Annotated in this window: 16 protein-coding genes, 2 pseudogenes and 1 riboswitch; of the genes and pseudogenes, 17 read left to right on the plus strand and 1 reads right to left on the minus strand. The window is 44.5% G+C overall.

The window, feature by feature from the left end:
- Positions 1-47: 47 nt before the first annotated feature.
- The 17 genes and pseudogenes from spoIIAA (at position 48) to ABN702_RS06710 (ending at position 14,008) form a co-directional block, all read left to right on the plus strand.
- On the plus strand, positions 48-398 hold the full coding sequence (gene spoIIAA / locus ABN702_RS06630; RefSeq protein ID WP_417899944.1) for an anti-sigma F factor antagonist: 351 nt from the start codon (positions 48-50) through the stop codon (positions 396-398).
- Positions 398-835, plus strand: a complete 438-nt coding sequence (spoIIAB, locus tag ABN702_RS06635; RefSeq protein WP_417899945.1) for an anti-sigma F factor — start codon at positions 398-400, stop codon at positions 833-835. The genes spoIIAA and spoIIAB overlap by 1 nt, the downstream gene beginning before the upstream one ends.
- 12 nt (positions 836-847) lie before the next feature.
- Positions 848-1,603, plus strand: a complete 756-nt coding sequence (gene sigF, locus ABN702_RS06640) for an RNA polymerase sporulation sigma factor SigF (RefSeq protein ID WP_417899946.1) — start codon at positions 848-850, stop codon at positions 1,601-1,603.
- A 348-nt stretch (positions 1,604-1,951) separates the two neighbouring features.
- Positions 1,952-2,572 carry a stage V sporulation protein AA gene (locus tag ABN702_RS06645; protein WP_417899947.1) on the plus strand — a complete coding sequence of 207 codons (621 nt, stop codon included), beginning with the start codon at positions 1,952-1,954 and terminating at the stop codon, positions 2,570-2,572.
- The gene (locus ABN702_RS06650) at positions 2,562-2,984 is read left to right on the plus strand and encodes a stage V sporulation protein AB (protein WP_417900844.1); all 423 of its coding nucleotides are present in this window, start codon (positions 2,562-2,564) and stop codon (positions 2,982-2,984) included. Before ABN702_RS06645 ends, ABN702_RS06650 begins: the two co-directional genes overlap by 11 nt.
- A 14-nt stretch (positions 2,985-2,998) precedes the next feature.
- Entirely contained in the window at positions 2,999-3,457 is a 459-nt protein-coding gene (spoVAC, locus tag ABN702_RS06655) for a stage V sporulation protein AC (protein WP_417899948.1), read from the plus strand.
- Positions 3,458-3,471: 14 nt separating this feature from the next.
- Positions 3,472-4,482 (plus strand): stage V sporulation protein AD, encoded by a 1,011-nt coding sequence (gene spoVAD / locus ABN702_RS06660; protein WP_417899949.1) that lies wholly within the window; start codon positions 3,472-3,474, stop codon positions 4,480-4,482.
- On the plus strand, positions 4,482-4,832 hold the full coding sequence (spoVAE, locus tag ABN702_RS06665; RefSeq protein ID WP_417899950.1) for a stage V sporulation protein AE: 351 nt from the start codon (positions 4,482-4,484) through the stop codon (positions 4,830-4,832). Before spoVAD ends, spoVAE begins: the two co-directional genes overlap by 1 nt.
- Positions 4,833-4,838: 6 nt before the next feature.
- Positions 4,839-5,452, plus strand: a pseudogene (locus ABN702_RS06670) (stage V sporulation protein AE).
- Complete coding sequence (locus ABN702_RS06675) at positions 5,397-6,872, plus strand: spore germination protein (protein WP_417900845.1); 1,476 nt, start codon at positions 5,397-5,399, stop codon at positions 6,870-6,872. The pseudogene ABN702_RS06670 and the gene ABN702_RS06675 overlap by 56 nt, the downstream one beginning before the upstream one ends.
- 216 nt (positions 6,873-7,088) lie before the next feature.
- Positions 7,089-8,414, plus strand: a complete 1,326-nt coding sequence (gene lysA, locus ABN702_RS06680) for a diaminopimelate decarboxylase (RefSeq protein ID WP_417899951.1) — start codon at positions 7,089-7,091, stop codon at positions 8,412-8,414.
- A 198-nt stretch (positions 8,415-8,612) separates the two neighbouring features.
- Positions 8,613-9,053: a peptidylprolyl isomerase gene (locus ABN702_RS06685; RefSeq protein WP_204418057.1), complete on the plus strand. Its 441-nt coding sequence runs from the start codon at positions 8,613-8,615 to the stop codon at positions 9,051-9,053.
- Positions 9,054-9,282: 229 nt separating this feature from the next.
- A riboswitch (FMN riboswitch) is annotated at positions 9,283-9,432 on the plus strand.
- A 128-nt stretch (positions 9,433-9,560) separates the two neighbouring features.
- Positions 9,561-10,643: a bifunctional diaminohydroxyphosphoribosylaminopyrimidine deaminase/5-amino-6-(5-phosphoribosylamino)uracil reductase RibD gene (ribD, locus tag ABN702_RS06690; RefSeq protein ID WP_417899952.1), complete on the plus strand. Its 1,083-nt coding sequence runs from the start codon at positions 9,561-9,563 to the stop codon at positions 10,641-10,643.
- A gap of 12 nt (positions 10,644-10,655) precedes the next feature.
- A complete protein-coding gene (gene ribE, locus ABN702_RS06695; protein WP_417899953.1) occupies positions 10,656-11,303 on the plus strand; it encodes a riboflavin synthase in 648 nt (215 codons plus the stop codon).
- 24 nt (positions 11,304-11,327) lie between these two features.
- On the plus strand, positions 11,328-12,521 hold the full coding sequence (locus tag ABN702_RS06700) for a bifunctional 3,4-dihydroxy-2-butanone-4-phosphate synthase/GTP cyclohydrolase II (RefSeq protein ID WP_417900846.1): 1,194 nt from the start codon (positions 11,328-11,330) through the stop codon (positions 12,519-12,521).
- Positions 12,522-13,044: 523 nt separating this feature from the next.
- A pseudogene (ribE, locus tag ABN702_RS06705) lies at positions 13,045-13,508 on the plus strand (6,7-dimethyl-8-ribityllumazine synthase).
- Positions 13,509-13,660: 152 nt separating this feature from the next.
- Positions 13,661-14,008: a GNAT family N-acetyltransferase gene (locus tag ABN702_RS06710; protein ID WP_417899954.1), complete on the plus strand. Its 348-nt coding sequence runs from the start codon at positions 13,661-13,663 to the stop codon at positions 14,006-14,008.
- Positions 14,009-14,078: 70 nt separating this feature from the next.
- On the opposite strand, the gene ABN702_RS06715 is transcribed toward ABN702_RS06710, so the two are convergent.
- Entirely contained in the window at positions 14,079-14,606 is a 528-nt protein-coding gene (locus ABN702_RS06715) for a DUF309 domain-containing protein (protein WP_417899955.1), read from the minus strand.
- Between the last annotated feature and the right edge of the window lie 10 nt (positions 14,607-14,616).

The following is a 14,616-nucleotide window of genomic DNA, read 5'->3' on the forward strand; positions in this document are numbered from 1 at the left end:
ATCGAAATTGACTCACTGAACGATGATTCCACAAGGAGGAAAGTACAGTGAGTCTTACCGTTGATTTGGAAGTAAAACAAAATGTCCTTTGTATACGATTAGCTGGCGAATTAGATCACCATACTGCTGAGAATTTGCGTGAACAAGCTTCAAGTATCATCGAGAAGCACAATATTTCTCATATTATCTTGAATTTGGAGCAGTTATCATTCATGGATAGCTCAGGGTTGGGTGTCATTTTAGGCAGATATAAGCAAATAAAGAGCAATGGCGGAGAAATGGTGGTCTGCTCCATCTCGCCGCCAGTAAAGCGACTGTTTGAAATGTCTGGCTTGTTTAAAATTATTCGCCTTGAAGAAAGCGAAGAAAATGCACTTCAGAAATTGGGGGTGGCATAATGAGAAATCAGATGCACCTTGAATTTTCTGCACTCAGTCAAAATGAATCTTTTGCGCGGGTAACTGTAGCTGCATTCATCATGCAGCTTGATCCGACAATGGATGAGCTGACTGAAATCAAGACGGTAGTATCAGAAGCTGTAACAAACGCCATTATTCATGGATATGACAATGATCCCACTGCCACGGTATATATTTCAGTAGAACTGGAAGATGGTGCCGTTCACATCACCATCAAAGATAAAGGTATGGGAATTGAAGATGTGGAGGAAGCTAGACAGCCGCTATATACTACTAAGCCTGAGCTCGAGCGTTCTGGTATGGGTTTTACCATTATGGAAAACTTTATGGATAATGTAGATATTCACTCAACTAATGAAGGCACCTCAATCCGTATGACCAAATATCTAGCTAAGAGCAAAGCGCTTTGCAATTAAGGAGCTAAGCCTATGGATGTGGAGGTCAAAAAAGAAACGCAAACTTACTTAAAAGATCATGAAGTGAAAGAATTGATCAAGAAAAGCCAAGATGGTGAACAGGAGGCAAGAGATCTGATTGTCTCCAAAAACATGCGGCTTGTCTGGTCGGTGGTTCAGCGTTTTATGAATAGAGGATACGAGCCGGATGACCTTTTTCAAATTGGGTGCATCGGATTGTTGAAGTCAGTGGATAAGTTTGACCTTTCTTACGACGTGAAGTTCTCCACCTATGCGGTACCAATGATTATTGGAGAAATTCAACGCTTCATACGCGACGACGGGAGTGTGAAAGTAAGCCGTTCCCTAAAAGAGGTCGCCAATAAAATAAGAAAAGCGAAAGATGAATTATCGAAGCGCTACGGTCGCGTACCTACGATCAACGAGATCGCAGAATTCCTCGAGATAACGGCTGAGGAAGTGGTACTGGCGCAAGAGGCAGCAAGAGCACCGTCATCCATCCATGAAACCGTGTATGAAAATGATGGGGATCCAATCACCCTGCTCGATCAGATTGCAGACCATTCAGAAAATAGATGGTTTGATAAGATTGCCTTGAAGGAAGCAATAGAAGAGCTGGATGAGCGGGAAAAGCTGATCGTCTACCTGCGCTATTATAAGGATCAGACACAGACAGAGGTCGCCCAGCGGCTTGGTATTTCCCAGGTGCAGGTTTCCAGGCTTGAGAAGAAAATATTGGTACAGATGAAAGACCGTATGGATGAGTAAAATTATCCGTACGGTTTTTTGTTTTGGCTGTTTTCACACTTTGAAACCACGATTCTCTTGTTTTCGAACTATCGTGGTCACAAAGAAAGGTTTTGAGACCGCGATTCTCATGTTTTCGAACTATCGTGGACACAAAGAGAGGTTTTGAAACCACGATTTCCCTATTCATGAACTTTCGTGGTCACAAAGAGCTTTTTTAAGACCACGGTCGCAAATGTAAAGCAAGAACCATATACTTGCCTCTCCTTGTGGTAATTCTCCCCATTATTTTTTCCTTTGCATGGTAAATCTCCCACTAATCCATACTACATATACAAACAATAATGTTTTGGCAGGATGTGTTCGGAGATGGATAAAATCTTGTATATTCGCATGCGCCATCGTATTCAAGCTCGTCCAAACCAGACCATCACAATCGGGGATGTAGGTCAGCTGGTCGGGGATGAAGAGGTGATGAGGCAGGTCAGTGGAATTGCCATCCACCAAGTGAACAGAAGCGATAAGTCCATTGTGGTCCTTGATATTATGCGAGTATTGAAGGAATTGCGAAAAGCTGACCTTGAGCTGGACGTGCAAACTGTAGGACCAGCCCAGACGATTGTAGAAATAATCTATAAGACGAAGCGGTTCAGGCCGATGTTTTTTGCAGCAGTGTGGCTTCTTCTATTTCTGGGAGCAGCACTTGCCATCATGAATTTTCATGAAGATGTAAGTATGCGCATTGTCCACCAGAAAATTTTCAAGACCATTACGGGATTGGATGACGAAAAACCGCTACTTCTGCAAATTCCATATTCCATCGGATTGGGGCTTGGGATGATCTTGTTCTTTAACCACGTGTTCAGAAAGCGCATTAACGAGGAACCGAGCCCGCTTGAAGTGGAAATGTTTAACTATCAGCAGGATCTCGATATGTATGTCATCATGCATGAAAATAAAGAAAGCTCCAAACAGACTGATGACCATTAGTATCATCTTTGTCGTCTTTCTGGGACTGGCAGGGGGTCTGGCGGTTGGCTCAGGATTTGTGGCATTTCTTGCTGTTCTCGGTATCATTCCGCGATTGACGCAGCTGACCAAAACGACCAGATTCGTTTTCAGCTATGAATGGGGTGTCATCGGTGGAGCCCTGTTCGGCAGTTGGATCAGCCTGAATCATGTGACGTTTCATCTCCCGTCCATTATTGCTGTTCCAATCGGAATTTTCTGTGGAGTATTTGTGGGGCTGCTTGCCGCGGCCTTGACGGAAGTGCTCAATGTACTGCCGATCCTTGCAAAACGGATCGGGGTGGATGGGCAGATGGCGATCCTGTTAATGGCCATCGTATTTGGTAAAATACTCGGGTCGCTTTATCATTGGCTGGTTTTTGTGGACTTATGAAAGGAGAAGCAGGAATGAGTGAAAAGATAAAAGATAACTATAAGCAGAATATAAAAAAGTATCAGCCCAAGCCTCCATATTTGTTGAATTGCATCAAAGCATTTCTCGTTGGGGGACTGATCTGCCTGATTGGTCAGGCAGTACAGAACTTCTATATCAATGTGTTCGATTTTTCGGAAAAGCAAGCAGGTAATCCAACAGTCGCAACCCTTATTCTCTTTTCCGCATTATTGACCGGCTTTGGCCTCTACGATAAAATCGGCCAATTTGCCGGAGCAGGTTCAGCTGTACCGGTCACGGGCTTTGCCAATTCAATGGCGAGCGCAGCCTTGGAGCACCGAAGCGAAGGGTTGGTACTGGGTGTCGCAACGAATATGTTCAAACTTGCAGGGAGCGTCATCGTGTTCGGAGTGGTAGCTGCATATGTAGTTGGATTCATACGCTATCTATTTAATATGAATTTTACAGGATAAGGGGGGAGTGAAAAGTGAGATTCGTCGGCAAACAAACATGGGTTTTTCAGAATCCGGTCTATCTGACAGCAACTGGCACAGCCGTAGGTCCGAAAGAGGCGGACGGTCCTTTGGGCGTTCATTTTGACCATACCCATAAAGAACTTCATTGCGGAGAGGACAATTGGGAGCTTGCGGAGCGAAGATTGATGGAGCAATCGATTCTTGCTTGCTTGGAAAAAGTGAATCTTGAATACAAGGATATCGATTTTTTCTTGGCAGGAGACTTATTGAATCAGAATGTCACAGCGAATTACGTGGCCCGACACCATCAGATTCCCTTTCTGTGTATGTTCGGTGCCTGCTCAACCTCGATGGAAACATTGGCAATGGCATCAGCACTTGTGGATGGAGGCTTTGCCAAAAGGGTGTTGGCTTCTACAAGCAGTCATAATGCCACAGCAGAGCGGCAGTTTAGGTATCCAACAGAATATGGCGGGCAAAAACCGGATTCGGCTACTTTTACGGTAACAGGAGCAGGAACTGCACTTGTAAGCAAGGAACCAAGTCAAGTGAAAATAACTGCTGCAACAATTGGAAGGGTAATGGATCTTGGGGTTACGGACCCTTTTGACATGGGATCAGCGATGGCTCCTGCTGCAGCGGATACCATCCAGGCACACTTGCAGGACCTGCAGATTCAGCCTGATGAATACGATTTGATTGTAACAGGTGACCTTTCCGGTGTAGGAAGTCCCATTCTAAAAGAAATGTTAAAGGAAGAGGGCTTTGACATTTCAACCATTCATACGGATTGCGGACTGATGATTTTCAGGCCAGATCAAGAGGTATTTGCTGGTGGAAGCGGCTGTGGCTGTTGTGCAGTAGTCACTTATGGCCATCTATTAAATGAATTGAAAAATGGAACATATAACAAAATACTAGTTGTTGCGACAGGAGCCCTGCTGAGTCCGACTATGATTCAGCAGAAGGAATCAATTCCGACCATTGCACATGGCGTTGTATTGGAAAGGGTGAAGAGCTGATGGAATACTTCATTGCCTTTGTTGTAGGTGGACTCATATGTGTAGTTGGGCAACTTTTACTTGATTTTGCCAAGCTGACTCCGGCCCACGTAATGAGCAGCTTTGTGGTCATCGGTGCAGTCCTTGATGGATTTGGACTATATGATAAGTTCATTGATTTTGCGGGAGCCGGTGCCACCGTCCCTATCACAAGCTTTGGTCACTCCTTGCTGCATGGAGCGATGCATCAAGCAGATAAACACGGATTGGTTGGGATAGGTATGGGAATATTTGAATTAACATCAGCGGGAATCTCTGCTGCCATTCTTTTTGCATTTCTTGTGGCATTAATCTTCAAGCCGAAGGGATAGTTCATCATGATAAAAAAACGGGTCATTCTAGTCACGGATGGGGATGTGTATGCGAAAAAAACCATTCAATATGTTGCCAAGCATTATGGAGGCCGATGTATTTCAAGTTCATTTGGCAATCCGACCCTATTAAGCGGGGAAGAAATTGTTCAATTGATTTTAAAAGCGAAATCGGAGCCTGTCTTTGTGATGTTTGATGACAGTGGTTATTTGGGCGAAGGAGCAGGGAGATTGCCTTGAAGCATGTTGCCACCCACCCGCAAGTGGACGTATTAGGGATCATTGCGGTTGCATCCAAAACACATCAATCAGAATGGACGAAGGTGAATGTCACCGTAGATCGTGATTTGCAAGTATCCTCGTATGGTGTCGATAAAAGTGGAATCCAGGAGATGGATATCGGAAGAATAAACGGAGATACCGTTTATTGCCTGGATACAATCAACGTTCCGATCATCGTAGGAATTGGCGATATTGGAAAAATGGCACGTAAAGATGATGTGAAAAACGGCGCCCCCATTACCAGAAAAGCAGTCGAAATCATTTTAGAGAGGAATGGGTATGATGTCTCACAATGGAATGGAAAAAATTCCGATTTCACCGAAACTGACGACGAATGAGAAATTCTTTAAAGATAAAGTCGGACTGAATGAAAGCTTTGATCTGGGCGTAAGGAAAATTACAGTTCTGGGTAAAGAACTGAACATCTACTATGTCAACGGATTATGTGATACAAGCTATATCATTGAATTGCTGGAGGAATTGGTGCACCTCAATGATGTGGAAAGAAGATCAAGCAAAGTAAAGGAAATTGTCCATAACCGCCTTGTTCATCAGCAGGTTGAAAACATTGAATATCTCGACGAAGTGGTGGATCAGGTTCTTAGTGGATTAATCGTCGTACTTCTTGAAGGGGAAGATAGCGGGTTTGTCGTTGACACGCGTTCCTATCCGGGTAGGAATCCGGAAGAGCCGGATACCGAAAAAGTGGTGCGCGGAGCACGTGATGGCTATGTGGAAAACATCATCGTCAATACTGCCTTAACCCGTCGAAGAATCCGTGATGAGCGTCTTCGAAACGAAATATTCCAGATTGGAGAGCGGTCCAAAACTGATATCTGCCTTTCCTACATAAAAGATGTGGCTGATCCGGACCTAGTGGATGTTGTTCGAAAAGAAGTGAAAAGCATCAATATTGATGGACTGACGATGGCGGATAAAACCGTAGAGGAATTCCTGATAAAACAAGGATATAACCCATATCCCCTTGTGCGGTTCACAGAACGGCCCGACGTTGCTGCCACCCATCTTCTCGAGGGGCATGTAATCATTATGGTGGATACCTCTCCAAGTGTGATCATTACACCTACAACCTTCTTCCACCATGTACAGCATGTGGAGGAATATCGCCAGTCCCCCGCTGTAGGGACATTTGTCCGTTGGGTGCGTTTTTTAGGAATCTTTGCTTCTCTATTCTTATTGCCGCTCTGGTTTTTAATGATTTTGGAGCCGGATATGCTGCCGGAAGCAATCAACTTCGTCGGGCCAAATGAACAATCGAACATACCAATAGTCATTCAGATTTTTCTTGCAGATATAGGAATTGAGTTCCTTCGGCTTGCGGCCATCCATACTCCCACTTCTCTATCAACTGCAATGGGGTTGATAGCGGCAGTTCTGATCGGGCAAATAGCCATCGACGTCGGTTTGTTTGTTCCAGAAGTAATTCTTTATGTAGCTGTAGCTGCAATCGGCTCCTTCACAACACCTAGCTATGAGCTAAGTGTGGCCAACAAAATAGTTCGTTTGATTTTTCTTGCGCTTGTCGCACTCTTCCATGCACCAGGATTGATAATCGGTGTCACGTTGTTCGTCTTATTTTTAGCTGGAACACGCTCATTGAATACGCCTTATCTATGGCCGTTCATACCATTCAGCCCAAAAGCGCTAATGATGATCCTAATAAGAAGAGCTACACCTGGAGCGAAAGTCAGACCAAGTATCGTTCATCCGAAAAACCGCTTCAGGCAGCCTGAATAATGGAGTAGTAAGAATATTCGCTTGATAGGGGTAAATAGATGTGGTAGAGTTTATTTAAATAAAGAGATAAAGGATATAAAAAACAGCTAAAGAGTTCTGTTTAGCTGTTTTTTTTAATATGTAGGGCAAGTATCCCTTACTGTTTGGACTACAACGGAATAAGGTATGGTACAACATCTGCTACATAATAGACTATTGCTAGAGGAGAAACGGAATATGTACTTTCACGGAACGAGTCAGGTAAATGATAAAGGTCATCTGGAAATAGGAGGGGTGGATACGATTGAGCTTGCGCATCAGTATGGCACTCCCTTATATGTGTATGATGTTGCTCTAATAAGAGAAAGAGCAAGAGGCTTTCAAACCACTTTTAAAAACATGGGAGTGAAGGCGCAGGTGGCTTATGCCAGTAAAGCCTTCTCATCCATCGCAATGTTCCAGCTGGCAAAGGAAGAGGGTCTTTCCCTTGACGTAGTATCAGGTGGGGAGCTTTTTACAGCACTTGTTGCTGAATTTCCGGTGGAACGCATCCATTTCCACGGCAATAACAAAAGCTATGAAGAGCTTGAAATGGCTGTTCAGAAAAAGATCGGCTGCGTAGTGGTTGATAACTTCCTTGAGCTTGAGCTTTTGCAGGAGATTTGTAAAAAGAATGATTACGCCATGCCAATCCTTTTAAGGGTAACACCTGGTATCGAGGCGCATACACATGATTATATTTTGACAGGTCAGGAAGATTCCAAATTCGGTTTTGATTTGCAGAGCGGCCAGGCAAAAGAAGCGATGGAGCTTGGGCAAAAAGCGACACATCTAGACCTATTGGGAATCCACTGCCACATAGGGTCACAGATCTTCGAAACAACAGGCTTCAAAATGGCTGCAGAGAAATTATTTGATACGCTGAAAGACTGGAAAGAGGAAAGCGGGTTTGAAGCGCGCGTGGTGAACCTAGGAGGCGGATTTGGTATCCGCTATACGGAAGAGGACGATCCGATTCCGGTTTCCCGGTATGTGGAAGAAATCATCGGCGACGTTCAATCCCATGTAAGGGAATTGGAAATGCCAATGCCTGAAATTTGGATTGAGCCAGGCCGCTCATTAGTTGGAGATGCAGGAACAACCATCTATTCTGTCGGTTCCAAAAAGGAAATTCCAAACATTCGTCAGTATTTGGCGATTGACGGAGGGATGAGCGACAATATTCGACCAGCGCTCTACCAAGCAAAATATGAAGCGGTACTTGCAAATCGAGTGAATGATATTCCAGAAGAGACCGTCTCAATCGCAGGGAAATGCTGTGAGTCAGGGGATATGCTGATCTGGGATCTTCCATTGCCAAAAGCGAACCATGAAGACTACTTGGCGGTATTCTGTACAGGTGCATATGGCTATTCCATGGCGAACAACTATAACCGTATTACAAGACCTGCAGTTGTGTTTGTCGAGGACGGAGAAGCACAGCTTGTCATCAAGCGGGAATCCTTTGAGGACCTCGTAAGATTGGATCTGCCATTGCAGACTAAGTCGAAGATACTGAAATAAGGGAAAAGGATCACTCTGGATTTGTTCTGGGGTGGTCTTTTTTTGCGTTCTGGAGGGGAATACCATAAATCACAAAAATCAAAGCTTTCACCACTTTCACCAATATTATCCCATCAAACGCAGCATCTCACTTTCCTTTACCAAAAGAATGCTGTATGATATAGACTGATTGATACAACTTTAAAGGAGATGTTCTCAATGAAAAAACAAGGATACATACTTATGCAAAACGGCGAGAAAATCGAATTCGAATTATACCCAAATGAAGCGCCTAACACAGTTGCTAACTTTGAAAAACTGGCAAACGAAGGATTCTATAATGGTGTTACTTTTCACAGGGTCATCCCTGGCTTCGTAAGCCAAGGTGGAGATCCTACCGGGACTGGTGCAGGCGGAAGCGGCACAACGATCAAGTGTGAAACTGCCGGTAACCCACATAAGCACGAAGCAGGCAGCCTTTCCATGGCTCATGCGGGGAAAGACACTGGTTCTAGCCAATTCTTCATCGTTCACGAACCGCAGCCACATTTGAATGGAGTGCACACAGTGTTCGGTAAAGTGACTTCCGGTCTTGAAACTGCAAGAGGAATGAAAAACGGCGACACAATGGAAAAAGTGGAAGTATTCGACGCTGAATAATTGAAATCATAAAAAGGGAGCAGCGATGCTCCCTTTTTTTATCTCTCATAAAGGTGGGAAGTTGGATGAACAAATCTAACTGGATTTTAGCTGCAGTTCTTTTGGGGATGTCTCTCATCTGGGGAATCATTTATTGGTTTTTTATCGTCTAACAGACATCACTTCAAAACATAAAATTTTACTTATGAGAAAGATATGCTAATATAATCTTGTACACAATTACATAATTGATGTCCTTCGGGGGTGGGTGAAATTCCCTACCGGCGGTGATGAAGCCTGGTGCTTCTTAGTCCGTGACCCGTTAATTGTTTATCAATTAGCGGTGGATCTGGTGAAACTCCAGGGCCGACAGTGAAAGTCTGGATGGGAGAAGGATTAAGTTTGCGAAAACAGTGAAAAATCACATATGTGACACTGTTTATTTTCCTATACGCAATTTTAATCTTCCACACCTCTAAGGCTAATGACTTAGGGGTTTTTTGTATTTTAGAAGGCGGGGAGAGGAATATGGACGATCGGTATTATATGAATGTTGCTATTGATCTTGCAAAAAAAGCGACAGGGCAGACCTCTCCAAATCCAGTGGTAGGGTCGGTTGTAGTGAAAGATGGGGAGATTGTCGGGTTTGGTGCCCATTTAAAGGCGGGAGAAGCACATGCAGAAGTGCATGCAATCAGGATGGCCGGCGATAAGGCTAACGGGTCCACGGTATATGTGACTCTGGAGCCATGCAGCCATCATGGCAAAACGCCGCCTTGCTCAGACCTTTTGATTCAATCTCAGGTAAAAAGAGTGGTCATAGCTTCAGTGGACCCGAATCCACTAGTTGCTGGTGCAGGAATCAAAAAGCTCAAAAGTGCCGGTATTATAGTGGATGTGGGGATTTGTGAATCAAAGGCACTCGCATTAAATGATGTATTTTTTCATTACATAAAAACGAAAAAGCCCTATGTCACATTAAAAACAGCATCCAGTCTTGACGGGAAAACTGCAACTTTCACAAAAGACAGCAAGTGGATCACCGGTAATGAGGCGCGCCAGGATGTTCATCGCTACCGGCACCAGCATGATGCAATCCTTGTTGGTGTGGGAACAGTGATTGCTGATAATCCCAGTTTGACGACCAGACTCCCGAATGGTGGGAAGAATCCGGTCAGGATCATACTTGATACGCATTTAAGGACGCCAATCGATGCACATGTCATCAATGACAAGCTGGCATCAACCTGGATTATTACAGGTGCTGAAGCCGATGAGAAGAAAATCGAAGCCCTTACCAATCAACAAGTGACGGTAATGAAACTGCCAACGAAAGAGATGGAGATACATAATCTCCTGACTTTACTCGGTGATCGTGGCATCACTTCCCTGTTTGTAGAAGGGGGAGCAACGGTTAATGGCAGCTTTCTCCAATCTGGAGCGATTAACCAGGTGATTACCTATATCGCACCTAAACTGATCGGTGGTGCAGAGGCGCCTACTATGATTGGCGGTCCGGGATTCAGTTCGATGGGTGATTGCATGAATCTGTCGATAAAAGAGTGCACAAGGATCGGGCAGGACATCAAGATTGTTTCCGTGCCCATGTGAGGAGGGAATCCAGTGTTTACGGGAATTATTGAAGAAATAGGTACAGTCAAGCAGATTATCCGTGGTGATAAAGCCATTGTATTGGAAATCATAGCAAAGAGAGTGCTGGAGGACGTCAAGCTAGGAGATAGTATCGCAGTAAATGGTGTCTGCCTAACAGTGACTACTTTTTCTGCTAATCGTTTTACGGTGGATGTGATGCCTGAAACGGTTCATGCAACATCATTAAGCGAGCTCGCGGCAGGTTCCAAGGTGAATCTGGAGCGTGCCATGATAGCCAATGGCAGGTTTGGCGGCCACTTTGTCAGCGGACATGTGGATGGGACTGGCGTGATTCAAGAGAAGAGAAGTGTTTCCAACGCGGTCTATTACACGATTTCAGTTGGAACAGACGTTGCTAGATTTCTTATGCTAAAAGGGTCGGTAACTGTGGATGGTACGAGCCTGACCATTTTTGGGGCTGCAAAAAACACCTTCACAATCTCCTTGATTCCACACACCATGCAGGAGACGATCCTAGGTGAAAAAGGAAAGGGAGATAAGGTCAATATTGAAGTCGACATGCTGGCCAAATATATGGATCATCTATTGAATAGGCAAGAACCGAAAGCGAATTCCAGCATTTCAGCGTCTTTTCTGGAAGAGCATGGATACAAATAAGGTGGGTGAAGACGGATGAGTACAATTTTCAATACAATAGAGGAAGCACTAAAAGACTTGCAAGAGGGAAAAGTGATCATCGTCTGTGATGATGAAGACCGTGAGAATGAAGGTGATTTTGTATCCCTGGCAGAGAAGGCAACTCCTGCCGTCATCAATTTCATGGCGACCCATGGACGTGGTCTGATCTGTGTCCCGGTCGTAGAGGAGTTGGCTGAAAAGCTTGACCTCGCGCCAATGGTCAATCACAACACTGATTCCCATGGCACAGCTTTTACGGTCAGTATTGATCATAAATCTACAACAACAGGTATCTCAGCCTATGAACGTTCAGCTACCATCATTGAACTACTTTCTCCTGCTGCTAAAGCTGGTGACTTCAAGCGACCTGGACATATCTTTCCGTTGGTGGCGAAGAAGGGCGGAGTACTGCGTCGCGCCGGTCATACAGAAGCGGCTGTGGATCTCGCAGGGATGAGCGGTTCCTACCCTGCCGGCGTCATTTGTGAAATCATGAATGAGGATGGCTCCATGGCAAGGGTGCCACAACTTAGGGAGATTGCGGACAAGTTTGATTTAAAAATGATAACGATCAAGGACTTGATTCAATACCGTAACCGAAAGGACAAGCTCGTTCAGCGAGAAGTGGAAATAAAGCTTCCGACTGAATTTGGAGACTTCCGTGCCATCGGCTATTCCAATATTGTCGATGGAAAAGAACATGTGGCCCTGGTAAAGGGAGATATTGATCCTGAAAAACCTACTCTTGTCCGGGTCCATTCTGAGTGCCTGACAGGAGATGTATTCGGCTCAAACCGTTGTGACTGCGGTCCGCAGCTTCATGCGGCATTAGCTCAGATCGAGAAGGCAGGAAACGGTGTACTGCTCTATATGAGGCAAGAAGGCCGCGGGATCGGCTTGCTAAATAAAATGAGAGCCTATAAGCTTCAGGAGCAAGGCTTCGACACTGTGGAAGCCAATGAAAAGCTTGGGTTTGGTGCCGACCTCAGAGACTATGGAATCGGGGCACAGATTCTCCGTGATCTGGGTATTTCCAAAATGAATCTGTTAACGAATAATCCTCGAAAAATTGCCGGTCTGAAGGGATACGACCTGGAAGTGGTCGATCGCATTGCACTTCAGATGCCGACAAAAGAAGCAAACGAAAACTATCTCAAAACAAAACATAGCAAACTGGGGCATATGCTTCATTTTTAAAGGCTCTTTTCGTAGAAATTGTTGCTTTAATCATAGGGCTAGGCTAAAGATAAGGTATCAACAATAAACACCCTGTTGGTCTCCGTTCCAGGCGTTCGCTTTCCGCGGGCGGCCTCGGGAGCCTCCTCGGCGCTTTGCGCCTGCGGGGTCTCCCTTGACACGCTGCTCCCGCAGGAGTCTCACACCTTGCACTACCACCAACAGGGGTGACTTCATAGTATAATATTTGCCTTCTAAAGTTTGAAAAATTGGACTTTGTCTCATCTTTCATTTCAGCGGAGCAAATAATGTTAAAAAACTGAGTTGATTGTAGCGGAGGACACTTGACTCCTGCGGGAGAGCAGAGGGCATGGGAGACCCCACAGGCGAAGCCGAGGAGGCTCCCATCCGTCCCCGCGGAAAGCAAGTGTCCGGAGCGGAAATCAACGGGCTACATTTAATATGTACATTTTATCAAAATAGCAACAATGAATGTGAAAACAGCTTTTTAATAATTATAAACTTTTTACTGGAGGTATTAAAAATGGGAAATATATATGAAGGCAATTTGGTAGGTACAGGACTGAAGGTTGGAATCGTTGTAGGAAGATTCAATGAGTTTATTACAAGCAAGCTATTGGGTGGCGCACAGGATGCCTTGAAAAGACATGGCGTGGAAGAAGGAAGTGTCGATGTAGCATGGGTGCCTGGAGCGTTTGAAATTCCTTTGGTGGCAAAACGCATGGCCGACTCCGGAAAATATGATGCGGTAATTACATTGGGTACCGTCATCCGGGATCCACTCCACATTTTGATTACGTGTGTAATGAAGCGGCTAAAGGGGTCTCCCAAGCTTCCATGCAATCAGGGATACCTGTTATTTTTGGCGTGCTGACAACGGAAACGATTGAACAGGCGATTGAGCGTGCAGGAACAAAGGCTGGTAACAAAGGCTGGGAAGCGGCAGCGGCAGCAATCGAGATGGCAAACCTATTACGTGAATTTTAAGATTTATTTTAAAAAGGTATACAATCCTGCGGCGATTGGATAGAATGTATATTTAAGAGTGAGATATCCTTACTGGAATGGCACCATTGCAAACTGGTTGCCTATACTATTACTATTAGTAAGAAAGTTTTTTCGATAATGAGGGGTAATGTATGTTAATTCGTTATAAAAAGAGCTTTGAAAAAATCGCCATGGGTCTTATGTCATTTATGCCAACGGAAAAAGAGCTTAAAAAACTTCAGCAGACGATGAAGGATTACGAAGAAAATGATAACTGGCAGCTATTCCTCTGGAAGGTAGAGGATATCATTGGAATCATCGGTATTGTCATGGATGAAGACAGTTATACAATCCAGCATATAAGTGTAAGTCCCTCTCACCGCGGACAAGGGTGCGGAAAAGAAATGGTAAAAGCTTTAAAAGAAATGTATCCTGGTAAATCTGTAATGACAACAGAGTATACAACTGCATTTATCGAGAAATGTGATTTTGAGCAGTGATTTTCTCTTATGCTTGCTAGCATTTAACAGTAAGTACTCTATAAAAAAGGAAGGCGGCCTGTGTCAGAGGTCAGCCTTCCTTTTTTTGTTGCCGTTTCATTAATTGTGCTAGTCGTTCCTGTATCACATCATCCCGGTTACGGGTGGAGTGCCGATGCACAAGGGATTTGTTTTGAAGATCGCTTGGTGCGCCCCAGATCAGATTCTCATTACGGGCTCTGGTCTTGCAGGAGGTCAAGAGTGTTTCATCAGTAAGTGGCAGGTCGATACTCATATAGGAGTCCTGCCTTTCTATCCCTGCCAGCTGGTTTTCCAATAACTCTATCAGACTTTTGCTATCTAATGCCAAGCTTTCGATTTCATTGGTATGCGTACGTATGATAGAGATTGCGTTTGTCAGCATCCGTTTTGCCCCATTGAAATTTCCGCGTCGATAGTGATAAAGTCCTACCGCAATCTGGATCAGTCCAACCCAGTAGAGCTCGCGTTCATTAGCCTCTTTTTCCTTCCAATGCTCCTCAAGCACCTCATGGCATTCGAAATAGTCCCTTTCGCAATGAAAATAATGCAAATAATCAATATAGGCTTGTGGATACAAAGCTTTTCCC

This window comes from Bacillus haimaensis, from assembly GCF_048270625.1.
GTDB classification, from domain to species: Bacteria; Bacillota; Bacilli; order Bacillales; family Bacillaceae_I; genus Sutcliffiella_A; species Sutcliffiella_A haimaensis.